This window comes from Pseudarthrobacter defluvii, from assembly GCF_030323865.1.
Classification (GTDB): Bacteria; Actinomycetota; Actinomycetes; order Actinomycetales; family Micrococcaceae; genus Arthrobacter; species Arthrobacter sedimenti.
Map to the genome: position 1 here is coordinate 2,010,320 of NZ_CP066362.1, position 24,691 is coordinate 2,035,010.

A 24,691-nucleotide genomic window follows, 5' to 3' on the forward strand; every position below is an offset into this window, starting at 1 on the left:
AGAAAGAAGAGCATGTCAACTCTTGAGATCAAGGACCTGCACGTCAGCATTGAGACGGAACAGGGCACCAAGGAGATCCTGAAGGGCGTCAGCCTGACCATCAGGACCGGCGAGACGCACGCCATCATGGGCCCCAACGGCTCCGGCAAGTCCACCCTGGCCTCCACCATCGCGGGCCACCCCCGCTACACCGTCACCAGCGGCAGCATCACCCTGGACGGCGAAGACGTGCTGGCCATGAGCGTTGACGAGCGCGCCCGCGCCGGCCTCTTCCTGGCCATGCAGTACCCGGTGGAGGTTCCTGGCGTCACCATGACCAACTTCCTGCGCACCGCCAAGACCGCCATCGACGGCGAAGCACCCAAGCTGCGTACCTGGACCAAGGACGTCAAGGACGCCATGGAGAAGCTGCGCATCGACGCCGACTTCGCCCAGCGCAACGTTAACGAAGGCTTCTCCGGCGGCGAAAAGAAGCGCGTGGAGATCCTGCAGCTTGAACTCTTCAAGCCCAAGTTCGCCGTGCTGGACGAGACCGACTCCGGCCTGGACGTCGACGCGCTGAAGATCGTCTCCGAGGGCGTCAACCGTGCACACTCCGAGGGGAACATGGGCACGCTGCTCATCACGCACTACACGCGTATCCTGCGCTACATCAAGCCGGACTTCGTGCACGTGTTCGTGGACGGCCAGGTTGTTGAGGAAGGCGGCCCCGAGCTGGCCGACCGCCTCGAAGAAGAAGGCTACGACCGTTACGCCAAGGGCGCCGGCGCAGCCACCGTCGCGGCTCCGGCCCCAGTACAGGCTTAGTAAGGACTCATTGTCATGACCGAAATTACGCCGGGCCGCACGGCCTTGGAGGACGTCGAAGAGGCGCTCAAGGACGTCATCGACCCTGAGCTTGGCGTCAACGTTGTGGACCTGGGCCTGCTGTACGGCCTCAAGTACTCCGACGACGACGGTGCGCTCCTGATCGACATGACGCTCACCACCGCCGCCTGCCCGCTCACCGATGTACTCGAGGAGCAGGTTGGCCAGGCCCTGGACGGCGTCGTGGACGACTGGCGCCTGAACTGGGTATGGATGCCGCCATGGGGTCCCGAACGGATCACCGACGACGGCAAGGACCAGATGCGGGCCCTCGGCTTCAACATCTAAATAAGTACGACGACGGCGGGTCACCTTTCGCAGGAAAGGTGGCCCGCCGTCGTCGTTGGCTCATCGATTGCTGCGTAACTGTCGTTTTCAGCGATCTAAACGACAAGTGCGGAGCAATCGATGGGGTGAACCGGGGGTTAGAGGGTGGCGGCGGAGAAGGTGTCGCACTGCTTGATGTCGCCCGACTGGTAGCCCCGGGAGAACCAGCGCTGGCGTTCCTCGCTGGATCCGTGGGTCCAGCCTTCGGGGGAGACACGGCCGGTGGCTGCCTTCTGGATCCGGTCATCGCCCACGGAGGCCGCCGCAGAGAGGGCGTCATTCACATCCTGCGGGGTGAGGGGTTCCAGGTAGGGCTGCCCGGTGGCGGGGTCCTTGGTGGTGGAAGCGTACTTGGCCCAGAGCCCGGCATAGCAATCGGCCTGCAGCTCGGTTCGGACGGACCCGGACTCCGGTCCCTGCGGATCCTGCTGCGCCCGCTTCAGGTCACCGAGCAGGTTCTGCACGTGGTGGCCGAACTCGTGGGCCACCACGTATTCCTGGGCCAGGGGACCACCGGAGGAGCCGAACCGGTCCACGAGTTCCTGGAAGAATCCGGGATCGAAGTAGGCGGTGGTGTCCGTCGGGCAGTAGAAGGGACCCACGTCGGAAGTGGCGGGCCCGCAGCCGGTGTTGGTGCTGCCGTTGAAGATCACTGCCTCCGGCCGCGGGTACTGCACCTTGTACTGCTGGAGGTAGCCCGGCCAGAACGCGTTGAGGCTGTTCACCGTGCCGGTGATCCGGCAGTCAAGCCGCGCATCCGCATCCGCTCCGGTTTTACAGGCCGGAGCCGTGCCCTGGGACTGCCCGGCGGTGCCGCCGTCGGTCAGGCCGCCGAGCATGTTCGGGTTGATGCCCAGGAGGAGCGCAACAAGCAAGACCAGGCCGCCGCCGATTCCGCCGCCGACCTTCACACCGGTCCCCATGCCCCTTCGGTCCTGGACCTGGCTGGGATCAAGCTGCGCGTTGTCATTGAAACTCATATCGTCACAATACCCGCGGGCCCGGTCCTCAATCCGTGCCGGCCGGTAAAGTTGGTCCGTGCCATTCCTGAACAAGATCCAGCGCTGGGCTGATCACCGGCCGCACGAGACCGCCGTCGTGGTTGGCGGGCGCCGGCTTGACTGGGCAGGGCTGTGCGATGCGGCCGCCGGGCTGGTGGCCGGGACGAAGTCGGTGACCACGCTCCGCGAAGCCAATTCCGTGGATTTTGCCGTGAGGTTCGCCGCTGCTGTGGCCGGCAACCGGCAGTGCGCGGTCCTCGATCCGGACTGGCCCGCGCCCCTGCAGGAGGACATCGTCAGGCATGTGGAGGCGAACAGTATTGCGGCGCCGGTGTCCCCGGACGAGGACCTCGTGGATGGACCGCCGGAGTCCACCTTCCTGATCGGCCTCACTTCCGGGACCACGTCGGTACCCAAGGCCTTCACCCGCTCCCGCCAGTCCTGGCAGCAGTCTTTCGATGCCTCGATTGAGTTCTTCGGCCTTCGCCAGGATGACGTCACCCTTGCCCCGGGGCCGCTGGCCGCCAGCCTCAATCTCTACGCCCTGGCTGAATGCCTCTACGCCGGTTCCGAGTTCCAGACGCTGGAGACGTTCGACGTCGGCGACGTCCACGCCGCCATCACGCACGACCGCGTCACCCGGCTGGTCCTGGTGCCCACCATGCTGCGGATGCTCAGCGAACGCGGCATGACGGGTTGCGTGGATGCGTCGGGGATCCGCAGCATCATCTGCGCCGGCTCGAAGCTGGATGCCCGCACACTGGAAGCGGCCCGGCGCTGGGCCCCGAACGCCACCATCTACGAGTATTACGGCGCCTCCGAACTGAGCTTCGTTTCCGGCCTGGGACTGGCACCCGGCCAGGCTGCGGCCCCCGGTGGAACCGGAATCGGGCGTCCCTTTCCCGGCGTCGAAGTCCGGATCATGGACGACTCCGGCACCCAGGTCCCGGACGGCGGCTACGGCAACATCTGCGTCAGCAGCGGCATGGTCAGCAACGGCTACCTGTGGGGCGATGACGGCCAGGCTCTGCGGTCCTTCGGCAACTGGTACACGGTGGGGGACCAGGGCTATCTCGAGGACGGGGAACTGCACATCCTCGGCCGGCGCGCCGACATGATCCTTACCGCCGGCCGGAACGTGTACCCCCACGAGGTGGAGTTGGCTCTGGCCGCAGTCCCCGGTGTGGCGGCTGCCCTCGCCGCCGGAATGCCGGACGATCTGCGCGGCCAGCGGGTGGTGGCCGGCGTGGTTGCGTCCCACGGCGGGATCACGGCAACCCAGCTCAGGGCTGGCCTGGAAGACCTCTTGTCCCGGCACAAGCGTCCCCTGCAGTACTACCTCCTGCCGGAACTGCCCACCACGGACCGCGGCAAGGTCAGCCGGAGCCTGCTGCTGGAGTGGATCAGTTCCCGGGATCCAAGGGCGCGGCTCCTTGCCGGCTGACCTGTTGCCGCCGGAACGCCAGCCCGTCATCATCGCCGCGCGCCGGACCCCGGTGTGCCCCGTCAACGGCGCATTGCGGAGCCTGCGCGCCCATGAACTTTTGGCACCCGTCCTGCGGGAGCTGGTCTCGGAGGTTGCACTCGATCCCGCCTCCGTCTCCGACGTTGTCATCGGCAACGCAGTAGGCGGCGGCGGCAACGTGGCCCGGCTGGCCCTGCTCGAGGCCGGACTCCCAGTTAGTGTCCCCGGGATCACCGTCGACCGACAGTGCGGTTCCGGGCTGGACGCCATTGTCCTCGCCGGCCGGCTGGTTGCAGCAGGCGGCAACCCGCTTTACCTGGCCGGGGGAGTGGAGAGCACTAGCACCGCACCCCTGCGGGCCCACAGGACGGACGACGGCGGCGCGGACTTCTACCGGCGCGCCCAGTTTGTGCCGGAAAGCTTCGGCGATCCGGACATGGGCGTTGCGGCGGAGACGGTGGCGCAGGAATACGGCATCGGCAGGGAGCGGCAGGATGACTTCGCGCTGGCCAGCCACCGGAAAGCCCTGGCGGCAATCAGGGACGGACGCTTTGCCGGCGAAATCGTCCCGCTGGCCACGGCCGCAGGCATGATCTCCTGTGACAGTGGCCCCCGGCGCGGCCTCACCCCGGCCGTCATGCGACGGTTCCCGCCCGCCTTCGTGCCAGGAGGAACTGTCACCGCCGGGAACTCCTGCTTTGACGCGGATGGTGCCTCCGCCGTCGCTATCACGTCCCTGGAGTGTGCCCGCCAACTTGGGGCACGCGACGCGCTGTTGGTGCGCGGAACCGCAACCGCCGGCGTCGAGCCCAGGGTGCTGGGGATCGGTGCTGTGCGGGCCGCCGGTGGGCTACTCGCGGAGGCCGGTGTGACCGCAGAACACGTGGACCTGGTGGAGTTCAATGAGGCCTTTGCGTCCCAGACCCTCGCGTGCCTGGACCAGCTGGGAATCGAGCCGGACCGGGCCAACCTCGATGGCGGGGCGCTGGCGCTGGGGCACGCCTATGGTGCCTCGGGGGCGGTGCTGGTGACCCGGTTGCTCGCGCAGGCGCGGAGGGCAGGGACGTCGAAAGCCTTGGCGCTGGCCATGATCAGCATGGCGGGCGGAATGGGGACGGCCGCACTGCTGGAGTACCGGCGCCTCTAGGCCGGCTCTAGTCCTCGGCTTCGCCCAGGCCACGGGCCGCGAGCGCTTCACCCGTTTGGCGTGCGTATGCCACCGAGGTGATGAGGACGGGCAGGACCAGGGCCCGCGGATTGCGCTCCAGGCCGCGGGCCTTGGCGGAGTCACGGACGTCGGCGAAGGTGCCGGCGATGAACGGGATGCTGCGGAGCATGATGCCGATGGTCAGGGCAAAGCGCTCCGGATCCGCGCCGAACCTGGTAAAGGGACGGGCAGCCCGGACCACGCCGTCGAGGAGCCGCTGAATCGGCGTGGTGGCGGTGAGCAGGGACGCGGCCACCACGCAGAGCAGGATGTTCAACACGATCCGCCCCGCCGTGGGGCCGCCGAGTTGCCACCACTGGAAGAGACCAATCACCAACAGCACGGGGGCAAGCGGCCGGATGGCGCGCCAGAGCCTTTTCACTCCGGCTCCGGAAGCCAAAAAGAGAACGCACAGCGCAGCCAGTACCGCTGCGGAGATGCGCCAGTCCACAATGATGAAGGAAACCAGGCCGCAGGCTACGACCAGGAGGAACTTCAGTGCCAGCGGTGCCCGGTGCAGAAGCGAATCGCCGGGCACATAGTTGGCAAGGAGGAAGCCGTGGCCCCTCACGGAACATCCCGCGCCGTGTTGAGCCCCTGCATGCACCAGGAACGGTAGGCAGTCACTGCTTCTGCAGGGGCGCCGTCGAAGGCTACGCGTCCGTCTGCGATCACCAGGACCCGGTCCATGTCCAGGGCCAGTTCGAGGTCGTGCGTGGACAGGATGACCTGCTGGTCCAGGCCCGCCAGCGTCCTGCGGAGCAGTTCGCGGTTGCGCAGGTCCAGGAGGGTGGAGGGCTCGTCCAGGACCAGCACTTTAGGGTCGACGGCCAGTACGGCGGCGAGCGCCATGAGCTGCCGTTCGCCGCCGGACAGTTCGTAGATGCTCTGGTCCGCCAGGTGCAGCAGGCCCAGTCTTTGCAGTGCGGCTTCGGCCTGGCTGCGCCGCTCGGCCGCGTTCCGGACAGATCGACGCAGGGACAGTTCCACGTCCTCGCGGCCTGTGGGCATCACCAGCTGGGACAGCGGATCGGTGAAGACGAACCCCACGTTGCGCCGGACTTTCCGGACGGCGCGGACTGTGTCGTCGCCGTCGACCGTTACTGTCCCTGTGGTGGGCTGGATGAGTCCGTTGACCAGGCGCAGCAGGGTGGATTTCCCGGAACCGTTGGCACCGATGATGCCGATGCGTGCTTCCTCCAGCCGGAGGTCGACCGGGTGAAGGAGCACTTTGGGGTGCGGGGTGTCCTCCCGTTCGACGGCGACGGACGCCTGGGCGAAGGCCACGGCGGGCATGGCGGCCTAGGCGCTCTCGGCGGGCAGGGCACGGCGCCGGACGCGGCGCACCAGGACGTCCGGGAAGGCCCGGTGAAGGGCGACGGCGATGGCAGCTGCCAGGACGTTCTTGACGATGTCGCCGGGGTAGAAGACGAGGTCGCTCATGAAGGCCTGCTCCAGGGTGGCCTTGGAGTTCATCGCAATTCCGATGATCCCCAGCGTGTGCACGAAGACGATGCTCGTGGCTGTCGCGGCAAGGAAGAACCAGAGGGCGCGGGCCTTGGTGGTGCGCCGGATCACCAGGGTGGCCAGCCATCCCACGACAAATGCGGCGATGGGGAAGGCGATGATGTAGCCGGCAGACGGCCCGGCGAGGATGGCCAGGCCGCTGCGGCCCTGGCTGAAAATGGGCAGGCCGGCCAGGCCAAGGAGCGTGTAAAGCCCGACGGCGGCGAACCCGCGGGCGGGGCCAAGCACCAGTCCGGTGAGCATCACCGCCAGGGTCTGGAAGGTGATGGGGACGCCGAAACCGTTCAGGGCCAGGCCCGGCACCAAGGCTGCGGCTGCGACCAGGGCGGCGAAGACGGCGATCAGCCCGAGGTCAGTGCCGTTCCAGCGGTGGCGGTCCGTTGTGGGAGTGGTCTTGGTTGTGGTGCTGCTCATGGCGGTCCTGTCGGGGTTGTACAAGCGGAATCTAATGTACAGCCGACGCTACCGGGGCAGAACGCACGCCACTTTGTAGGGGTTCCACTAACCTGGAGGCTTGTTGCTTTTGGGGTGGGCACAATGCCGGCGTTGGACGTGGCGCCCGAAGTCCTTGCCGTCGTCGGGAAGCGCCCTTAGATGCTTGCCGCCTGACGGTCTGCGGAGATCCTCGTGAGGAAGTCCTCGACGACGGCCGCGAACTCGTCAGGCCGTTCGATCTGCGGCATGTGTCCGGTCTTGGCGAAGACGTGGGACTCGGCGCGGGGCAGCGCCGCGGCGGCCGCTTCAAGGTGGCTGAACGGCAGGATGTGGTCGTGGTCGCCCCACACCACCAGCGCCGGAACGTCGGACTTGGCCAGCGAGCCGATCAGAGCGGTGCGCCACTCGGCCCGGACACCGGAAATCGTTCCTAGGTCGCGGGCGACGTCGACCAGCGTCCGGCGGTGCGCCTCCCGCTGCGACAGGGCGAGCGCGTGGCCGATGCGGTCGTCCGTGACCAGCGTTTTGTCGTAGAAGAGCGACTGTACCGTCCGGCGTGATGCTTTCTCGTCGGGCCGCAGGAGCAGGGCCGCGAGCGGGCGGACCGCAAGGAGGCGAAGGACCAGTGCCACTTCCTGGCCGAATCCGGCGCTGTTGGCCAGCACGAGCGCGGAGACGCGGTCCGGATGGTCGGCGGCCAGCTTCATGGCCACGGCACCGCCGAGCGAGTTGCCCATCACGGGCAGCGGCCCGGTAACCCCGACGGCGTCCAGGAAGGCCGGCAGGATCCCGGCCAGCTTTGCGAGCGTGGTCGTGCCGGGGAGCCGTTCGGAGTACGCGAAGCCTGGCAGGTCGACGCTGTAGACCGTGTGGCGGTCCGAGAGCCGATCGTGCTGTTCGTTCCAGTCCTCGAGGCTCTGGCCGATGCCGTGCAGCAGCAGGACCGGATCCCCGCTGCCGGTCTTCCGGAAGCGCAGCCGTGACCCCGCGACGGTGACATGGCCCGTCCCCGGCAGCGCGAGGGGATCCCGGGCCGGGGTCGCGGGTTGCCGGGCGGTTTTCCGCACCGGCTGCCCGCGCCGGCCGAGGCGGACGTGGTCGGTCAGTCTGCCGGCCCGGAGCAGGGCGAAGTCGCGGAAGTAGTTCTGGTGCAGCCGCCATGGCGAGGCGGCGCCCTGCCGGGGCAACTGGTCGGCGCCACGGAAAATGTAGCCGGCCTTCAGGTCGATCAGCTTTGACAGCGTGCCGTTGGCGACGTCGGCGGGTGCCACGGGTACCACCCACTGGAGGTTCCGGCGGTCGAGCTGCTTGATCAGCCTGCAGATGTAGCCGGCGACCAGGTCCGCCTTCAGGGTCCAGGACGCGTTGGTGTAGCCGATGGTGAGGGCGAAGTTCGGGACCCCCTCCAGCATCATGCCCTTGTAGGTGAGGGTCTTGCCGACGTCCACGGACTCGCCGTCGACGGAGAGCTTCATGCCGCCGATCACCAGCAGGTTCAGTCCCGTGGCCGTGACAATGACGTCGGCGGGCAGCGACGTGCCGGAGGCCAGGTCAATCCCGTCCGGGGTGATCCGGGAAATCGTGTCGGTCACGATTTCGGCAGTGCCGACACTGATGGCCCGGTACAGGTCTCCGTTGGGGATCGCGCAGACCCGCTGGTCCCACGGCTGGTACGACGGGGCCAGATGCGTGTCCACCGGGAAGCCCGCCGGCAGTTTGGCTACTGCCGACTTGCGCAGGATCGCCTTCATCGTCTCGGGCCGCCGTCGGCTGAGCTGGTAGGTGAACATGGAGAAAAGAATGTTCTTGGAACGTACGACGTCGTACGCCAGTTGCGCGGGCAGCTTGCCCCGGAGGCGGTCGGCCAGGTGGTCCCGCGCGGGCACGGGGGCGATGTAGGTGGGGGAGCGCTGCAGCATCGTTACCTTGGCCGCCGACTTTGCCATGGACGGCACCAGCGTCACGGCCGTGGCGCCGCTGCCGATGACCACCACCTGCTTTCCCTCATAGTCGAGGTCGGCCGGCCAGTGCTGCGGGTGGACGATCGTTCCGGCAAAGGTATCGGCCCCGTCGATGGCCGGGGTGAAGCCCTCGTCATAGCGGTAGTAGCCGGAACAGACGGACAGGAACGAGCAGGTGAAGGTGAGTGGCTCGGGGGAGGAGGCGGTGTCGCCGGACCGGAACTCGCCCCCGGACGTGTGAACCGCCGTCACGGTCCACAGTGCGGTTTCGCTTGACCATGAGGCGGAAATGACCCTGGTGTTCAGCCGGATCCGCGGCGCCAGGCCCTCGTCGGCGACCGTTGCCTCGATGTACTCGCGGATGGACTCGCCGTCCGCGATCGCCTTGGCGCCGGCCCAGGGCCGGAAGGAGTAGCCGAGCGTGTACATGTCGCTGTCGGACCGGATCCCGGGGTACCGGAACAGGTCCCAGGTACCCCCGACGGCGTTCCTCGACTCCAGTACGGTGAAGGTTTTTCCGGGTACCTCGCGCTTCAGCCGGCTGGCGAAACCCACACCGCTCAGCCCGGCGCCGACAATCAACACATCTACGTGCTCGCTCATGCCGCCAAGCTATCGACTCAATGTTGAGATAGTCAACACCGTGTTGAGAGCCGGGGCTAGGATGGGCGCATGGCTCAAAGAGGAAGACGCACCGCGAGGGTTTCGGGCGATGAGCGCCAGGACGCAATCCTGGTCACCGCCGAGGCCCTCCTGGCAAACCGTGCCTTTGACGACGTCTCCATCGAGGACCTGGCCCGGGGTGCCGGCATATCGCGCCCCACGTTCTACTTCTACTTCCCCTCGAAAGATGCCGTGCTGCTGGCCCTGCTGGACCGGGTAATCACCGAGGTCGAGCACCGGGTGGGGCACCTGCCGCGCGATTTCGAGAGCGACCCCGCGGGTGCGTGGACCCGTTCCATCGGAATGTTCGTTGAGGTGTTTGTCTCGCACCGCGGTGTGTCGACCGCCGCCATCGGGGCGCGCGCCCGCAACGACGAGGTGCGCGGGCTGTGGTCCAGATCAATGCAGTCCTGGGTGGACTTCTCAAGCGACGTCATCCGTGCCGAGCAGGCCCGCGGGGCGGCGCCGGCGGGCATCGACGCGCACGACCTCGCGGTGAGCCTGAACCTGATGAACGAACGGGTCATTACTGCTGTCCTCAACCGGGAGAGTCCCGCCATCGCGGAGACCGCAGCCCTGGACGTCCTGTCGACCATCTGGATCCGCAGTATTTACGGGTCCGACAATCCCGGCGGCCGCTAGGGCCCGCGCCGAAAGGAAATCATAATGTCCTCCATCAAGGTACTCACCGTGCTCGGCACCGGAGTGCTCGGCTCCCAGATCGCCTTCCAGGCCGCATTCCACGGTTTCGCAGTCACCGCCTACGACGTCGACGAGGACGCGCTTGCCAAGGCGCGGGACCGTTTCACCCGCCTCGCCGGGGTCTACCGGGCACAGGTAGCCGGCGCTACCGGGGGCAAGACCGAAGCAGCCCTGGCAAACCTCCGCCTCACCGCAGACCTGGGGGACGCCGTCGTCGACGCGGACCTCGTGATCGAAGCCGTTCCCGAGCTGCTGGAACTCAAACGAGACGTCTACCGCAAGCTCGCGGAGCTGGCGCCGGCCAAAGCCATCTTCGCGACCAACTCGTCCACCCTGCTGCCCAGTGACCTGAAAGACTTCACCGGACGCCCGGACCGCTTCCTCGCGCTCCATTACGCCAACAACATCTGGGCGCAGAACATCGCCGAGGTCATGGGCACCGCGGAGACGGACCCGGCGGTGTTCGCCGCTGTTGTGGACTTTGCCCGGAACAGCGGACTGGAACCGATCGAGATCAGGAAGGAGAAGGCCGGATACGTCCTGAACTCGCTGCTGGTTCCGCTGCTGAACGCGGCCGCCGGACTGCTGCTGCAGGGCGTCGCCGACCCGCACACCATTGACAAGACATGGCGCATCGCCACGGGGGCCCCGACCGGACCGTTCCAGATCTACGACGTCGTCGGCCTCACCACGGCGTACAACATCGCCTCTTCCTCGCCGGATGCCGGTTCCCAGGCGTTCGCCCAGTACCTGAAGGAGCACTACATCGACCAGGGCAAGCTGGGGGTCGCCTCGGGGGAGGGCTTCTACAAGTACTGAGTCGAGGACCTTTAGTGCTGCTGCAGCTTTTCCCGTTCCAGGTCTTGGACCGACCGCGAGGGCGGGCAGAACTCATTGCCCTCCGGCTGCAGGCAGCGAGTGGTTGTCCGGCAAAGAATGGGCTTATGCCTTGAGGCTGTTTTCGGTGGAGACCTCGCGGACCTCGGTAAAATAACCGTCAGCCTGAAGACCGAGGGAACAGTGGGCTTTGCATACATCCCCCAAGGAAGTTTTTCTCGTTGAACAAAGATTAGTCGGCAAGCAAGCCGCGGCCCTGCGAGCGTCCAATTCACGAGCCCACGGCCTGCTCATATGCCGATCGGGTACGGACTGGACTCCGCGCAACTTCCGTGCGCGCCGTCGTATTCTGTTCGCATGTCCGTGCTCGTGGAAGTCATCGCTGCTGTAGTTCAGGGCGTTCTCGAAGCCGTAGGTGATGTTTTCCTGCACCGTAACGCAGGCGATCATCAGGACGAAGAATGATCTGAATCAGCTAATGGTTCTTACGGAGACGCATTATTTCGGCCGGTTTGTCAGGTACTCGGTCCACTGACCAGGAGTTCGTGAGTTGGTAGCCTGTGGCACATGCCGATCAAACTTGAGAACGTCGGAATCGCGGTTCGTGACCTGGAAGAGGCCATCGCGTTCTTCACTGACCTCGGGCTTACGGTCCTGGGCCGTGACACCGTCAGCGGGGAGTGGGCCGACACCGCCGTGGGCCTTGACGGCAACCACGCAAAAATCGCCGTGCTCCAGACCCCGGACGGCAGAGGCCAGCTTGAGCTCTTCGAGTACATCCATCCTGCCGCCATCGACACACACCCCACACTGCCGAACGAAATCGGCATGCACCGCGTTGCCTTTTCGGTCGACGACATTGACGCCTCGCTGGAGATCGCGGCGAAGCATGGATGCCGCCCGCTGCGGGGCGTCGCAACCTACGGAGACATCTACAAGCTGACTTACGTCCGTGGTCCCAGCGGCATCATTGTGATGTTCGCCCAGGAACTCAAGAAGTCCACCGGAAACTGAGCACCTCGCCCCCGAGCGGGTGAGAGGGCCTACGCCCTGCTGCCATATACTCCGAACATGCCCATCACGCACGCACCCACCCACGCACAACCGTCCGGTCCCCAGCCAGGCGGAGGCCACCTGTGAGCGGCGGGCTCGTCGCCCTGCTGGACGACGTCGCCGCCCTGGCCCGCATCGCGGCAGCCTCGGTAGACGATGTGGCAGCCGGTGCCGCCAAGGCTGGTACCAAGGCCGCCGGCGTCGTAATTGACGACGCCGCCGTCACCCCGCAGTATGTGTCCGGGGCGGACCCGTCGCGCGAGCTGCCCATGATCAAGAAGATCTTCTGGGGCTCCATCCGGAACAAACTCCTGATCATTCTTCCGGCGCTCCTGCTGATCAGCGCCTTCATCCCTTGGATCATCCCGTTCATCCTGATGCTGGGCGGCACCTACCTCTGCTATGAGGGCGCGGAGAAGGTCTGGCACAAGCTGCGCGGCGGCCACCATGAGGCCGAGGAAGCGCCGGCTGTGGAACGCGGGCATGACGCGGAGGCCACTGTCGTCAAGGGCGCTATCACCACCGACTTCATCCTGTCCTGCGAAATCATGGTCATCTCCATGAACGAGGTGGCGACTGAATCCATTTGGGTCCGGGCTTTCATTCTGGTCCTGGTGGCGATTGCCATCACAGTGCTTGTGTACGGCGCCGTCGGGCTGATCGTGAAGATGGACGATATTGGAGTCCATCTTGCCGCCAAGGATTCTGCGCGCGCCAAGCGCTTTGGCCACCTGCTGGTAAGGGGCATGCCGGCCGTACTGGCTGCGATTACCTTCGTGGGAACGATCGCGATGCTCTGGGTAGGCGGCCACATTATGGTGCAGGGGGCACACGACCTTGGCTGGCACGCGCCCTATGACTTGATCCACGCACTCGAGCACCCGGTGGCGGGCGTTGCCGTCGTTGGCGGCTTCCTGGCCTGGCTCGTGGACACCCTGTGCTCAGCGGTGATCGGGCTCGCGTGGGGCCTGGTGGTCATGGCTGTAATTGGCCCGCTCCTGAAAGTGCTGCCCTTCGGCAAGGCGAAGGATCACGGGCACGGCGCGGCAGGAGAAACGCCCGACGGCGGTGGTCCGGCAGGCCATTAGTCTTCCGTTCCATCGCGGGCGGGCCAGCCGGCCGGGGAGCGCAGTGCTTAGAACGCGTACCGGATCCGGCAGTAAGGCGCGATCCTGCCAATCAGCGCAGTCAGTTGCTGGACGTAGCCTGCCTTGGCACGCGCCCGGTACCGAACATTGCTAAAACCATTCGAGGAGACTTTGGCCTCCTGGAGGTCAGGGCGCCACAGGACGTTTTCGGCCTGCGGGTGCCAGCCCAGGTTGACCTCGTGCAGTTGCTCATTGTGGGTCAGGAAAATGACCTCTGCGGCCAGCTGCGCCTTGGCTGCAGGGGTCAGGGCGGCGTCCAACTGGCGCAGCAGCTCCTCCCAGTCGGCCAGCCACGTGTCAGTAATGATCACGGGGGAGAAGTTCACATGTACCTCGTAGCCGGCGTCGACGAAGTCGTTAATGGCCGCCAGCCGCTCCGCCACCGGGGACGTCCGCACATCGACCGACTTCGCCAGGTCCGCCGGCATCAGCGAGAAGCGGACCCGGGTGTGGCCCCCGTGGTTCCAGCCGAGCATGTGCCGGTTGACGAACTTTGTGGCGAAGGACAGCTTGGCATTGGGCAGTTCCCGGAACAGCATGACAAGGTCCTCCACGTTGTCACTGATCAGCGCGTCCACCGAGCAGTCGCTATTTTCACCAATGTCATAGACCCAGAGCTCGGGGTCGCACTGGTTAGGCTCCAGCTTGAGTCCCTGGCGCGTGGCGTGCCGTTCCAGCGCCCCGGCGATCTGCTCGATATTGGCGAAAACGGTGACCGGGTTGCTGTAGCCCTTGTGCCGCGGAACATAGCAGTAGGCGCACGCCATGGCACATCCGTTGGCCGTGGAGGGGGCAATGAAGTCCGCTGACCTGCCGTTCGGCTTCACGGTCAGCGACTTCTTGACCCCGAGGACTAGCGCCTCGGTTTTGATCCGGGACCACCGCGGCACGTTGGTTTCGTCGCCGTGGAGGTCGGGGATGTTCCAATGGTTCTCCACGGGAACGACGTCGGCTCCCGGCCACCGTGCCACGATCTCCCGCCCGCGCGGCAGCTCCAAGGCTGCAGGCTGCGCGTAGATGCGGCGGATTTGCAGCAGCCGGTCGAATTCCATGTCCTCATTGTCCTTGACGGACCGGGCCCGAAATGGCAGTTAAGCCGACGGCATCCTTCCCCTGGATGCAGTATGGATGGTCCGCCGCCTGCCGGACGGTAGACTGGACTGTGCCGTTCTCACGGCCACTCTGCCCCAGCGTCCCCTGGCACTCCGTGTGCGGACCGTGGCGTTCCCTGTTGTGAAAGGCCTTACCTGCTGTGATTACTGTCCAGGATCTTGAACTGCGTGCCGGCGCCCGGCTCCTGATGGACCAGGTGAGCTTCCGCATCGACAAGGGGGACAAGATCGGCCTGGTGGGGCGCAACGGTGCCGGCAAGACCACACTGACCCGTGTCCTTGCAGGCGAAGGGCTTCCCGCCGCCGGTAAGGTCACGCGCAGCGGCGAGATCGGCTACCTGCCCCAGGACCCCCGTACCCCGGACATGGAGCAGTTGGCACGGGACCGCATCCTCTCCGCCCGCGGCCTGGACATCGTTGTCGGCAAGCTCCGGAAGGCGCACGACGAAATGGCCAGCGAGGACGCCGAGGTCCAGCGGAAGGCCATGGGCCGGTACGACCGGCTGGAATCCGAATTCCTCGCGGCCGGCGGCTACGCGGCCGAAGCCGAGGCTGCGTCAATCTGTTCCAACCTGGCACTCCCGGACCGGCTGCTGAACCAGCCGCTCAAAACACTCTCAGGTGGCCAGCGCCGCCGTGTCGAGCTGGCACGCATCCTCTACTCGGACGCCGAGACAATGCTCCTCGACGAACCCACCAACCACCTCGACGCCGACTCCATCGCCTGGCTGCGTGACTTCCTCAAAAACCACCAGGGCGGCCTGATCGTGATCAGCCACGACACGGACCTGCTGGAAGCCACCGTCAACAAGGTGTTCCTGCTGGACGCCAACCGTGCCCAGATCGACTTCTACAACATGGACTGGAAGCGCTACCTCCTGCAGCGGGAGACCGACGAGCGCGCCCGGAAGCGCGAACGTGCCAACGCCGAAAAGAAGGCGCAGGTCCTCATGGACCAGGCCAACAAGATGCGGGCCAAGGCCACCAAGGCTGTGGCAGCCCAGAACATGGCCAAGCGCGCCGAGCGACTGCTCAGCGGGTTGGAAGCGGTCCGCGAGCAGGACCGGGTGGCAGCACTCCGGTTCCCGGACCCCGCACCCTGCGGCAAAACCCCGCTCACAGCGGACGGGCTCAGCAAGTCCTACGGGTCCCTGGAGATCTTCACCGATGTGGACCTGGCCATCGACCGCGGTTCCAAGGTGGTCATCCTGGGCCTCAACGGTGCCGGCAAGACCACCCTGCTGCGGATGCTCGCCGGAGTGGACGCCCCCGACACCGGCGAAGTCATCCCCGGCCACGGCCTCAAGGTGGGCTACTACGCCCAGGAACACGAGACCCTGGACCACCACCGGACTGTCCTGGAAAACATGCGCTCAGCCGCACCCGACATGAAGGACGCCGAGGTGCGCGGCATCCTGGGCTCATTCCTGTTTTCCGGTGACGACGTCGACAAGCCGGCCGGAGTGCTCTCCGGCGGCGAGAAGACCCGCCTGGCCCTGGCAACCATCGTCGCCTCCAGCGCCAACGTCCTGCTCCTCGACGAGCCCACCAACAACCTGGACCCCGCCAGCCGTGCCGAAATCCTGGGCGCCCTGCGCAACTACACCGGCGCCGTCGTCCTGGTAAGCCACGACGAAGGCGCCGTTGAAGCCCTGAACCCGGAACGCGTCGTCATGCTTCCGGACGGCGTCGAGGACCTCTGGAACGAGGACTACCTGGACCTGATCACGCTGGCTTAGCGCACCTGCAGTTCCAGCGCCCCGGTAATGCTCCGGAGCTGGGTGTAGGTGATGCTGAACATCGAGTTGTGGTCTCCCGCTCCGGCCCACAGCAGTTCGTGGGGCTGCAGGGATTCGTCAAGCAGGGTCCGGATCTTTTTCGGGTGGCCCACAGGTGCCACGCCACCTACCTCCTGGCCGGTGTGTTCCAGCACGAAGGCAGGGGAGGCGCGGCGGATTCTGCCCGTGCCGAGCTGCGCCGCGACCAGCGCAGTGTCCACGCGGGCCGCGCCGCTGGCCAGGATCAGCAGGGGCTCCCCGCTGAGCTCGAAGATCAGGCTGTTGGTGATCGCGGCGAGGTCGCATTCCAGGGCCTCAGCTGCTGCGGCCGCCGTGGGCACTCCCGACGGAAAGGTGCGCACGGTGTCGTCGAGCCCCGCCCTCACCAAAGCGGAACGGACCAAGGCGACCGGGCCGCCGTCGTACTTCTCCATGCCTCAGTAGCCCTGCGCGTCCAGGAGGGCGTCTTCTTCTTCCTCGGCGGTGGCCTTCTTCCGCTTGCGCGGGGCAGGCGGCCGACGGCGGGGGGTCACCGCGGCGTGCACGGCCCCATCATCAAGCAACTCCTCATCCTCGGCGTCGATCGCTGCGTTCCGCGCCTGCTGCCGCGCCGCATAGCCGAACCCGACGAACATGAGCACGCCGAAAGCGAACCACTGCAGGGAGTAGGACAGGTGCGTCCCTTCATCCGTGGACGGTTTAGGGAAGGCAACGGGCATCTCGGCGGCCGGCGGCGTTTCCGAGGCAAGCTGGCCGTATGCGCCGGTCATCAGCGGGTAGCCCAGCTGCGCAGCGTACGTGGGGAGGTCGATGGACGCCAGTTGCCCTTCGGGGGCTCCGCGCTGAAGCTCGGGCTCACCGTGCTTCAAACGCACGACGGCGGTCACCTCACCTGGGGGAGGGGAAGGCACCGAATCGGGGCTGCCCGGATTTTTGTTGCCGATGGGCAACCAACCCCGGTCGATGACGACTGTCTCACCCGTGGTGAGGCGGAAAGGGACCACTATCTCGTAGCCTGGCTGGCCGTTGAGCGGCCGGTTGCGCACAATCCGTTCTCCGGCGGTGTCGTAGGTTCCCTTCAGCTCAACCTGGGTCCACTCCTTCGCCGGGTCCAGCTGGTTGAACTGGTCCCGTGCCTGGGCGAAGGGGACGGGCGCGGCCGAGTAATTGCTGACCACACGGTTGATTTCGGCGAGGGTCTCCGCGCGCCGGTCCATCTGCCAGCGGCCCAGGAAAACACAGGCGGTGGCAAAGATGGCGGCCAGCAGGAGATAGCCCAGCCACTTGCTGGAAAAAAGGAAACGATACATTCAGATGTCCTGCTCCAGCGATCCGCCGTCCCCGGCCAGGGGAAGGGTTTCCTTCCATAGCCCGCGCGTCTGCAGGTAGTCCTCCAGCCAATCCCGGTGGTCGGCGCACGCCAGCCAGGTCTTGCGCCGCTCCGGCGTGTGGATTTTGGGGTTGTTCCAGAGAAGCTGCCAGGACGCCTGCGCCCTGCACGCCTTCCGCGAGCACAGCGCGGTCTCCGACGCGACGTCAGATCCTGCTGCGAAATCGAAAATGCTCATTTAGCCTGCCCCTGCTCTCCGCGCTCCTGGTCATCGTCCTTCACCAGCTCGCCCTGGAGCACGGCGCTTTCCGGTTCGTCTGTGCTGGCCGGGGGAGGCGGGCTTTCAAGCTCGGCCAGCGGAGCCGAATCCAGCAGCAGGTCGCTGGGCGTCTCCGCCTTGTCGCTGCCGTTGGCAATAATCACGGCAAACCACGGGAGGAAGACCGCGCCAATAACCGGTATGACCTTGAACCACCCGTCCACCACGAAAATCAGGATCAGGCAGACCATGCGGATCCCCATGGCCAGGGCGTACTTGATCATCCGCTGGCGCATATCTTCCGAATGTGCGGCCGCGGCGTCCGTAATGCTGTGGACCTCGGCGTCGCCGGAGAACCGGCCCGGTTCTCCGGGCGCGGAACGTCCCGCATGGTTTTCAAGGGTCACGGTGGATGATCACGCTCCAAAGGCTTCCCTTAATTCTCGCACCATCGGCAGTGCTGCCCAAACCCGCCGCGGCCCTGCCGCTAAGATCGGAGGCAGCCCAAACCACACCCCGCTACCGCGGCCCAGCCTGCCGCAGAATTCCGGAGCACCCCTATGACAGAAACAGCGTCCGCCCCCCGCAGCGTCCTGGTGACCGGCGGCAACCGCGGTATTGGCCTGGCCATCGCGCAGGCGTTCCTGGCCAATGGCGACAAAGTGGCCGTGACCTACCGCAGCGAAACGCAGCTTCCGGAAGGAATCCTCGGCGTCAAGGCGGACGTCACCGACGAAGCCTCGGTGGACGCCGCATTCAAGGAAGTGGAAGCGGCCCACGGTCCCGTGGAAGTCCTGGTGGCCAACGCCGGCATCACCAAGGACACCCTGCTCCTGCGCATGAGCGAGGACGACTTCACGTCTGTCATCGATACCAATCTGACCGGAGCCTTCCGGGTGATCAAGCGCGCCTCCAAGGGCATGATCCGGCTCCGGAAGGGCCGCGTGGTCCTCATCTCCTCGGTTTCCGGCCTCTACGGCGCGCCCGGCCAGATCAACTACTCTGCCTCCAAAGCCGGCCTGGTGGGCATCGCCCGGTCCCTTACCCGCGAACTGGGCTCCCGCGGCATCACCGCCAACGTGGTGGCGCCCGGCTTCATCAACACCGACATGACCGCGGAACTGCCTGAGGCCACCCAGAAGGACTACCTGGCCAGCATCCCGGCCGGCCGCTTCGCTGAGGCCGCAGAGGTGGCGAACGTGGTCCGCTGGATCGCCAGTGACGAGGCCGCCTACATCTCCGGCGCTGTTATTCCGGTGGACGGCGGCCTGGGCATGGGCCACTGACCCTGCCGGTCTCCGCCTCCGCAGGGCAGGCGCCGCAGGAAACTAGTCTCTGCGTCCTTCTTTGTCGAAATCAGACAGGGGATATCGGCAGGGGCCGCTGGCATGATGGACTGCAGGCCACAACGATTTAGATGTTTCGAACAAAGGAAGCTTGTATGGGACTGCTGGATAACAAGACGGCGATCGTCACTGGATCATCGCGTGGCATTGGCGCTGACGTAGCCAAGATCCTGGCATCGGAGGGCGCCGCCGTCGTGGTCAATTACCGCCAGAAGGCACCACGTGCCAACAAAGTGGTGCAAGGGATCGAAGCCGCGGGCGGCCGGGCCGTTGCCGTGGGTGCGGACCTCACCACCCAGGAAGGCGTGCAGGCCCTTGCCAGCGCCGCCATGGAGAACTTCGGGTCCCTGGACATCCTGGTCCTGAACGCCTCCGGCGGCATGGAAACCGGCATGGGCGAGGACTATGCGCTCAAGCTGAACCGCGACGCGCAGATCAACATGCTCAATGCGGCAGTGCCCCTGATGAAGGAAGGGTCGCGGGTGGTCTTCGTGACCAGCCACCAGGCCCACTTCATCAACACCGTCCCCACCATGCCGGCCTACGAGCCGGTGGCCCGCAGCAAGCGCGCCGGCGAGGACGCCCTGCGTAAACTGATCCCGAACCTGGCGGAGAAGGGCATCTCCCTGGTGGTGGTGTCCGGCGACATGATCGAAGGCACGGTCACCGCCACGCTCCTGGACCGCTCCACCCCGGGCGCCATCGAGGCCCGGCGCGCGGAAGCCGGGAAGCTGTACTCAGTGGAGGAGTTCGCGCAGGTTGTGGCAGGGATGGCAACGGCCGACGTCGAGTCCGGCCACACCGAATACGCCGGCGGAGCGGATTACTTCGGCAAGAGCGCGGAAGCTTCCAGCTAACAGTAGTTTGCAGATGGCCCCGGCCGCCGGTTAACCCGGTGGCCGGGGCCATCTGCAGTTAGAGGGGAGTCAGACGCCGGCGACGTGGCGGACGGCGTCCAGGTATGGCATGTTTAGGGCTCTTCAGAGTTGTCCACGGGCCTGGCCCACGGAGTCGCAGGCGTACTGGGTCTGCGGACGATTGGGTCAGTTACCTATTGATCTTCGAATCAAGTTGAGGGTTCCTACTGCTGATCCGGCAGCAAGTGCCTTGAATTTGTGCACTTTGCTGTCTTCGAACAGGAATATAACCAGCGCCTTCGCGGCAAACACGGCGTAGGTGCCGAATATGCCCCGCTGATGCACCTTGAGATGAGCCGGGGACTTCCGGTGTTTGTGTGCGTAGGCAAGCATGTCATTGGCCATGTGCCGGAGCCGAAACGCCGAGTGGTTGTAGGCCGTCAGCCGACCGTGCTTGGTGATCCTGCCTATTTCGTGGAGTAGAACTGCGTCGCCGTCCCGAACCAAGGAGTAACCCAGCATCCGGAGCCTGATGCAGTAGTCGAAGTCAACGAAATCAATGAAGAGGGTTTCGTCGTATCCTCCCACGGTTCGCCACGCAGATATATCGCACAATGACCCAGAAGTGATGCAGTAGTCGACTTGTTGCTGGCCCCCTTCCGGGCTATGCGTGGCGGAATTATTGCGGTCCACGATGGCGGGGGAGGCGACGGCAACCCCGGGTTTCAGGGCTTTCCCGAGTATTGCCACCGACCCCGGGGCAAGAACCGAGTCCTGATCGAGCAGCAGCACCCAGCCAGCACCACGACCCTCCGACCACTCCATAGCTTGGTTTAGAGCCCCCGAGATACCTCTGTTGATGCCGTTGGCTATGAGGTGTGGACACTCCAATTCGTTTATAAGGGCTCGGATCTCTGCAAGGTTGTTTGATCCGTTATCGATGATCAGTAGCTCATCAACCTGCGGCGGCAGGGTTTCAAGGTTGTCTTTGAGTCGCTGCGGATCGGGGTTGAACGTAACAATGGCAGCAACGGTCTTGGGCGACGCCATGGTGCCGACCCTAGCAGCGCGCGGGTCAATAAAATTTGAGACTAAAGGCCTGACTTTACGGCGGACCGTCCCGGAGAAGACACTCGTATCCCGGCCTTTACCCCGCTGCCCGGACGCCAGGCGCTGCTGGCAAAAGATTCTGCAGCCCCAATACGGCCCGCAAAGTTCCGTCTTGCCCAGTAGTTAGCCACTCGGCGTCACGAGGGTCGGTGGGCAGTACTGCTACACGCCGGCGACGTGGCGGACGGCGTCCAAGTATGGCATGTTGAGGGCGGCGTCGGCCACGGCGCGGACCGCAGGCTTGGCGTTGAAGGCCACTCCGATGCCGGCGGCGCCGAGCATGTCCAGGTCGTTGGCGCCGTCGCCCACCGCCACGGTGTGCTCAAGGGCGATCCCTTCGGCGGCAGCCCACTCCCGCAGGTACTTTTCCTTGGCCGCCCTGTCCACCACGGCGCCCAGCACCTTCCCGGTCAGCGCCCCGTCCACGATTTCCAGCTCGTTGGCCTGCCAGTAGTCCAGGCCCAGGTCGGCGGCGATCGGTTCGAGGATCTGGTTGAATCCCCCGGACACCACGGCAACGGCGTGGCCCGCGGCCTTGAACGCGGACACCAGCTGGTCGGCGCCTTCGCTGAGCTTCACTTCCTTGCGGACGGAATGGACGACGTCGGCAGGCAGCCCCGCGAGTACGGCCACACGGGCGTGGAGGCTTTGGGCGAAGTCCAGCTCACCCCGCATCGCAGCTTCGGTTACTGCCGCGACCTCCTCCCGCTTGCCCGCATAGGCGGCCAGGAGCTCGATGACTTCCTGCTGGATCAGGGTGGAGTCCACGTCCATGATCAGCAGCTTGCGGGCCGCGGTGCGAAGGTCGGCGGGTACGATGGCAGTGTCAAGACCCTCCGTTGCAGCCTCCGCCACAGCCCGGCGCAGTGCGGCAAGCCTCGCAGCGGTCGCGTCGGGAAGGACCAGTTCAAGAACCTGGACCTGGTAGCGGTCGTCGCCGGACGCCGTTTCAGCCAGCACCTCGGCGCCCTGGGAGGCAAGGACGGAACGCAACTGCTCCAGCCCGGCGGAGGTCATATTCAGGCCATAGCTGACCGCAGTCACGTTCGAAGTCATGCCTGCAATCTTAGCCAGCGGTGAACGGGTGGCTTGAATTCATTGCGGGCCGCTGCCGCAAGGCCGTTAGGCACCCTTCACACCGGTTATCAGTCATCTTCTTTTTTGTCCTAGTGTCTACTCCTATGAGTGATGTTCTGGAACTGGACTCCGTCAGCGTTGTCCGAGGTAAGAAGACCCTGCTGGACAAGGTTGACTGGCAGGTCAACGAGGGTGAACGGTGGGTCATCCTCGGCCCCAACGGCGCCGGCAAGACCACCCTCCTCCAGATCGCGGCGGCCCGGCTCCACCCGAGCAGTGGCACGGCCGGCATCCTCGACGAAATCCTGGGCCGCGTTGACGTCTTCGAACTCCGGCCCCGCATCGGGCTCTCCTCCGCAGCCCTTGCCACCCAGATTCCCGAACACGAAAACGTCCTGAATGTCGTGGTTACGGCCGCCTACGGCGTCACGGGCCGTTGGCGGGAGGGCTACGAGCGCGACGACGAACGGCGCGCCTTCCGCCTGCTGAACGACTGGGGCATGGGCCCGCTGCTGAACAGGACCTTCGCCACCCTGTCCGAAGGCGAACGCAAGCGCGTCCAGATCGCCCGCGCCCTCATGACCGACCCGGAACTGCTCCTTTTGGACGAGCCGGGAGCCGGACTGGACCTGGGCGGCCGCGAAGAGCTGGTCCACAAGCTCGCCGAGCTTGCCCGGGACGAGGCCGCTCCGGCCATGGTCCTGGTCACGCACCACCTCGAGGAGGTCCCGCCGGGATTCACCCACGCCATGCTGCTGCGCGACGGCGGAGTGGTGGCTGCCGGACCCATCACCGAGGTCCTGACCGAAGAACACCTCAGCACCACCTTTGGATTGCCGCTTGCGGTGAGCGAGAACGCGGGACGCTACACCGCCACAGCACGCCGCTAGCAGAGGCCTGCGCAACTACCTTGGAATTCTTCAGCAGCATCATTGTGTTCATCGCCGGGCTGTGGGCCGGCACCATCAATGCGGTGGTGGGCTCCGGCACCCTGGTCACCTTCCCGGTGCTCATCGCCCTGGGCGTGGCCCCGGTGACGGCCTCCATGAGCAACGCCATGGGCCTGGTCTTCGGCACGGGCGCCGGGGCCTTCGGGTACCGGCGGGAACTGGCCGGCCGCGGACGGCAGGTCATGCGCCTGCTGCCGGCGTCTGTGCTGGGCGGCATCACGGGGGCATATCTGCTGCTTCACCTGCCCGAAAAGGTCTTCCACTACGTGGCCCCGGTCCTGCTGGTCCTGGCCATGCTGATGGTCGTGTTCCAGCCGCGGCTGCAGGACTGGGTCCGCAGGCGCGAGGCCGATCCGGCGCAGGCCGCCAAGGATAAACGCCACGGGATCCTCCTGGTGGTGCTGGTGTACCTGGCCGGCGTGTACGGAGGCTACTTTGTGGCAGCGCAGGGGATCCTGCTGGTGGGCATCCTGGGCGTGTTCCTCAAGGGCACCATCCAGAACGCCAACGCCATGAAGAACTTCCTGGTCCTCGGCGTGAATATGGTGGCAGCCATCTCCTACCTGCTGTTCGCCTTCGACCGGGTCAACTGGCTGGTGGTGTTGCTGATCGCTGTGAGTTCCACCATCGGCGGCCTCATGGGCGCAAAAGTGGGCCGCAAGCTGTCGCCCCGGGTCCTGCGTGCCGTGATCTTCAGCCTGGGCATCGTGGCCCTGGCCGTCATGATCGCCAACCTGCTGCAATAATCACCCGGTGACTTTCCACTACCTCGAATCCGCCGACGATCCCCGCGTCAGCGACTACACCACCCTGACCGACGTACACCTGCGGAAGCTCCGCGAACCGGCGGAAGGCATGTACATCGCCGAATCCTCACGGGTGCTGCGCCGGGCTCTGGCCGCCGGACACCAGCCACGGTCGTTCTTCCTCGCCGAAAAGTGGATGGCGGACCTCGACGACGTCTTCACGGCGTACCCCGACGTTCCGGCGTTCATCGGCTCGGCTGCCTTGCTGGAGGAAATCACCGGGTTTCACCTCCACCGCGGGGCCATGGCGGCGATGCAGCGACCCGCCCCGGTGCCGCTGCCGGAGCTTCTGGCCGGGGCCCGCCGGGTGGCGGTGCTGGAGGACATCGTGGACCACACCAACGTGGGCGCCATCTTCCGCTCCGCAGCTGCGCTGGATATCGACGCCGTCCTGGTTTCCCCGAGGTGCGGCGATCCGCTTTACCGCCGCAGCGTCAGGGTCAGTATGGGCACGGTGTTCCAGGTTCCCTGGGCACGCCTGCACAACTGGCCCGGCGACCTGCAGGTGCTGAAGGATCACGGTTTCACCGTTGCGGCGTTGGAGTTGACGCCGGATGCGGAGGACGTGGACGCCGTCGCGTCCCGCAACCTGGACAAGCTCGCCCTGGTGCTTGGCACCGAAGGCGCAGGCATGAGCCCGGAGACGCTTGCCGCCGTCGACCTCGCCGTCAAAATTCCCATGCGCAACGGCGTGGATTCGCTCAATGTGGCCGCCGCGTCCGCCGTAGCCTTTTGGGAACTCCGCGCGCGGACCTAGCGCAGGCTGCAGGGTTCGTCAGCCCCACTGGCATCGGCTATGATGGATAGCTGGTTGTCCTGCTTTTTCAGCTTCGGCTGATGCAACAGAGCCCAGCCATCCCATTCATACCTGGC

General features: G+C 65.7%; 26 protein-coding genes. 14 read left to right on the plus strand and 12 right to left on the minus strand.

Annotated features, from left to right (window positions below):
• The first annotated feature begins 12 nt into the window (after positions 1 to 12).
• Both sufC and JCQ34_RS09240 read left to right on the plus strand, forming a co-directional pair.
• Positions 13 to 807 carry a Fe-S cluster assembly ATPase SufC gene (gene sufC / locus JCQ34_RS09235; RefSeq protein ID WP_286404049.1) on the plus strand — a complete coding sequence of 265 codons (795 nt, stop codon included), beginning with the start codon at positions 13 to 15 and terminating at the stop codon, positions 805 to 807.
• 15 nt (positions 808 to 822) lie between these two features.
• Complete coding sequence (locus tag JCQ34_RS09240) at positions 823 to 1,155, plus strand: metal-sulfur cluster assembly factor (RefSeq protein ID WP_058267279.1); 333 nt, start codon at positions 823 to 825, stop codon at positions 1,153 to 1,155.
• A 137-nt stretch (positions 1,156 to 1,292) separates the two neighbouring features.
• On the opposite strand, the gene ypfJ is transcribed toward JCQ34_RS09240, so the two are convergent.
• Positions 1,293 to 2,174 carry a KPN_02809 family neutral zinc metallopeptidase gene (gene ypfJ / locus JCQ34_RS09245; protein ID WP_236802647.1) on the minus strand — a complete coding sequence of 294 codons (882 nt, stop codon included), beginning with the start codon at positions 2,172 to 2,174 and terminating at the stop codon, positions 1,293 to 1,295.
• Positions 2,175 to 2,232: 58 nt separating this feature from the next.
• Between ypfJ and JCQ34_RS09250 the strand changes: the two genes are divergently transcribed.
• Positions 2,233 to 3,639 carry a class I adenylate-forming enzyme family protein gene (locus tag JCQ34_RS09250; protein ID WP_286404053.1) on the plus strand — a complete coding sequence of 469 codons (1,407 nt, stop codon included), beginning with the start codon at positions 2,233 to 2,235 and terminating at the stop codon, positions 3,637 to 3,639.
• On the plus strand, positions 3,629 to 4,807 hold the full coding sequence (locus tag JCQ34_RS09255) for a thiolase family protein (protein WP_286404055.1): 1,179 nt from the start codon (positions 3,629 to 3,631) through the stop codon (positions 4,805 to 4,807). Before JCQ34_RS09250 ends, JCQ34_RS09255 begins: the two co-directional genes overlap by 11 nt.
• A 7-nt stretch (positions 4,808 to 4,814) precedes the next feature.
• On the opposite strand, the gene JCQ34_RS09260 is transcribed toward JCQ34_RS09255, so the two are convergent.
• From JCQ34_RS09260 to JCQ34_RS09275, 4 genes are all read right to left on the minus strand, one after another.
• Positions 4,815 to 5,438: an energy-coupling factor transporter transmembrane component T family protein gene (locus JCQ34_RS09260; protein WP_286404056.1), complete on the minus strand. Its 624-nt coding sequence runs from the start codon at positions 5,436 to 5,438 to the stop codon at positions 4,815 to 4,817.
• A complete protein-coding gene (locus JCQ34_RS09265) occupies positions 5,435 to 6,163 on the minus strand; it encodes an energy-coupling factor ABC transporter ATP-binding protein (protein WP_286404058.1) in 729 nt (242 codons plus the stop codon). Before JCQ34_RS09265 ends, JCQ34_RS09260 begins: the two co-directional genes overlap by 4 nt.
• Before the next feature lie 6 nt (positions 6,164 to 6,169).
• The gene (locus JCQ34_RS09270) at positions 6,170 to 6,808 is read right to left on the minus strand and encodes a biotin transporter BioY (protein ID WP_286404059.1); all 639 of its coding nucleotides are present in this window, start codon (positions 6,806 to 6,808) and stop codon (positions 6,170 to 6,172) included.
• 176 nt (positions 6,809 to 6,984) lie between these two features.
• Complete coding sequence (locus JCQ34_RS09275; RefSeq protein WP_286404060.1) at positions 6,985 to 9,393, minus strand: alpha/beta fold hydrolase; 2,409 nt, start codon at positions 9,391 to 9,393, stop codon at positions 6,985 to 6,987.
• A gap of 69 nt (positions 9,394 to 9,462) precedes the next feature.
• On the opposite strand from JCQ34_RS09275, the gene JCQ34_RS09280 reads away from it, so the two are divergent.
• The 4 genes from JCQ34_RS09280 to JCQ34_RS09295 all read left to right on the plus strand — a co-directional run bounded on the left by JCQ34_RS09280 (position 9,463) and on the right by JCQ34_RS09295 (position 13,133).
• Entirely contained in the window at positions 9,463 to 10,095 is a 633-nt protein-coding gene (locus JCQ34_RS09280) for a TetR/AcrR family transcriptional regulator (protein ID WP_286404063.1), read from the plus strand.
• Positions 10,096 to 10,119: 24 nt separating this feature from the next.
• On the plus strand, positions 10,120 to 10,974 hold the full coding sequence (locus JCQ34_RS09285; RefSeq protein WP_286404065.1) for a 3-hydroxyacyl-CoA dehydrogenase: 855 nt from the start codon (positions 10,120 to 10,122) through the stop codon (positions 10,972 to 10,974).
• A 585-nt stretch (positions 10,975 to 11,559) separates the two neighbouring features.
• The gene (locus JCQ34_RS09290) at positions 11,560 to 12,006 is read left to right on the plus strand and encodes a VOC family protein (protein ID WP_286404066.1); all 447 of its coding nucleotides are present in this window, start codon (positions 11,560 to 11,562) and stop codon (positions 12,004 to 12,006) included.
• Positions 12,007 to 12,128: 122 nt separating this feature from the next.
• The gene (locus JCQ34_RS09295; RefSeq protein WP_236802673.1) at positions 12,129 to 13,133 is read left to right on the plus strand and encodes a DUF808 domain-containing protein; all 1,005 of its coding nucleotides are present in this window, start codon (positions 12,129 to 12,131) and stop codon (positions 13,131 to 13,133) included.
• Between the two features lie 47 nt (positions 13,134 to 13,180).
• Here JCQ34_RS09295 and JCQ34_RS09300 read toward each other — a convergent pair whose 3' ends face one another.
• Positions 13,181 to 14,245, minus strand: a complete 1,065-nt coding sequence (locus JCQ34_RS09300) for a spore photoproduct lyase family protein (RefSeq protein ID WP_286404071.1) — start codon at positions 14,243 to 14,245, stop codon at positions 13,181 to 13,183.
• Positions 14,246 to 14,445: 200 nt separating this feature from the next.
• On the opposite strand from JCQ34_RS09300, the gene abc-f reads away from it, so the two are divergent.
• Positions 14,446 to 16,044 carry a ribosomal protection-like ABC-F family protein gene (gene abc-f / locus JCQ34_RS09305; protein ID WP_286404074.1) on the plus strand — a complete coding sequence of 533 codons (1,599 nt, stop codon included), beginning with the start codon at positions 14,446 to 14,448 and terminating at the stop codon, positions 16,042 to 16,044.
• Here abc-f and JCQ34_RS09310 read toward each other — a convergent pair.
• The 4 genes from JCQ34_RS09310 to JCQ34_RS09325 are packed head-to-tail and all read right to left on the minus strand — an operon-like array spanning position 16,041 to position 18,079.
• Positions 16,041 to 16,517 carry a YbaK/EbsC family protein gene (locus JCQ34_RS09310; RefSeq protein ID WP_286404076.1) on the minus strand — a complete coding sequence of 159 codons (477 nt, stop codon included), beginning with the start codon at positions 16,515 to 16,517 and terminating at the stop codon, positions 16,041 to 16,043. The two genes, abc-f and JCQ34_RS09310, sit on opposite strands and share 4 nt — an antisense overlap.
• A gap of 3 nt (positions 16,518 to 16,520) precedes the next feature.
• A complete protein-coding gene (locus JCQ34_RS09315; RefSeq protein WP_286404079.1) occupies positions 16,521 to 17,393 on the minus strand; it encodes an SURF1 family cytochrome oxidase biogenesis protein in 873 nt (290 codons plus the stop codon).
• Positions 17,394 to 17,651, minus strand: a complete 258-nt coding sequence (locus JCQ34_RS09320; RefSeq protein WP_286404081.1) for a hypothetical protein — start codon at positions 17,649 to 17,651, stop codon at positions 17,394 to 17,396.
• Positions 17,648 to 18,079: a DUF3099 domain-containing protein gene (locus JCQ34_RS09325; protein ID WP_286404082.1), complete on the minus strand. Its 432-nt coding sequence runs from the start codon at positions 18,077 to 18,079 to the stop codon at positions 17,648 to 17,650. The genes JCQ34_RS09320 and JCQ34_RS09325 overlap by 4 nt, the downstream gene beginning before the upstream one ends.
• A 153-nt stretch (positions 18,080 to 18,232) precedes the next feature.
• On the opposite strand from JCQ34_RS09325, the gene JCQ34_RS09330 reads away from it, so the two are divergent.
• Both JCQ34_RS09330 and JCQ34_RS09335 read left to right on the plus strand, forming a co-directional pair.
• Complete coding sequence (locus JCQ34_RS09330) at positions 18,233 to 18,958, plus strand: beta-ketoacyl-ACP reductase (protein ID WP_141160471.1); 726 nt, start codon at positions 18,233 to 18,235, stop codon at positions 18,956 to 18,958.
• Between the two features lie 155 nt (positions 18,959 to 19,113).
• Complete coding sequence (locus JCQ34_RS09335; RefSeq protein ID WP_286404084.1) at positions 19,114 to 19,875, plus strand: SDR family oxidoreductase; 762 nt, start codon at positions 19,114 to 19,116, stop codon at positions 19,873 to 19,875.
• A gap of 186 nt (positions 19,876 to 20,061) precedes the next feature.
• On the opposite strand, the gene JCQ34_RS09340 is transcribed toward JCQ34_RS09335, so the two are convergent.
• Positions 20,062 to 20,925, minus strand: a complete 864-nt coding sequence (locus tag JCQ34_RS09340) for a glycosyltransferase family 2 protein (RefSeq protein WP_286404086.1) — start codon at positions 20,923 to 20,925, stop codon at positions 20,062 to 20,064.
• A gap of 222 nt (positions 20,926 to 21,147) precedes the next feature.
• Positions 21,148 to 22,041 (minus strand): phosphoserine phosphatase SerB, encoded by an 894-nt coding sequence (serB, locus tag JCQ34_RS09345; protein WP_286404089.1) that lies wholly within the window; start codon positions 22,039 to 22,041, stop codon positions 21,148 to 21,150.
• Between the two features lie 125 nt (positions 22,042 to 22,166).
• Between serB and JCQ34_RS09350 the strand changes: the two genes are divergently transcribed.
• The 3 genes from JCQ34_RS09350 to JCQ34_RS09360 are packed head-to-tail and all read left to right on the plus strand — an operon-like array spanning position 22,167 to position 24,575.
• On the plus strand, positions 22,167 to 22,952 hold the full coding sequence (locus JCQ34_RS09350; RefSeq protein ID WP_286404092.1) for an ABC transporter ATP-binding protein: 786 nt from the start codon (positions 22,167 to 22,169) through the stop codon (positions 22,950 to 22,952).
• A gap of 20 nt (positions 22,953 to 22,972) precedes the next feature.
• The gene (locus JCQ34_RS09355) at positions 22,973 to 23,758 is read left to right on the plus strand and encodes a sulfite exporter TauE/SafE family protein (RefSeq protein ID WP_286404094.1); all 786 of its coding nucleotides are present in this window, start codon (positions 22,973 to 22,975) and stop codon (positions 23,756 to 23,758) included.
• Positions 23,759 to 23,765: 7 nt separating this feature from the next.
• Positions 23,766 to 24,575: a TrmH family RNA methyltransferase gene (locus JCQ34_RS09360; RefSeq protein WP_286404097.1), complete on the plus strand. Its 810-nt coding sequence runs from the start codon at positions 23,766 to 23,768 to the stop codon at positions 24,573 to 24,575.
• The last annotated feature ends 116 nt before the right edge of the window (positions 24,576 to 24,691 follow it).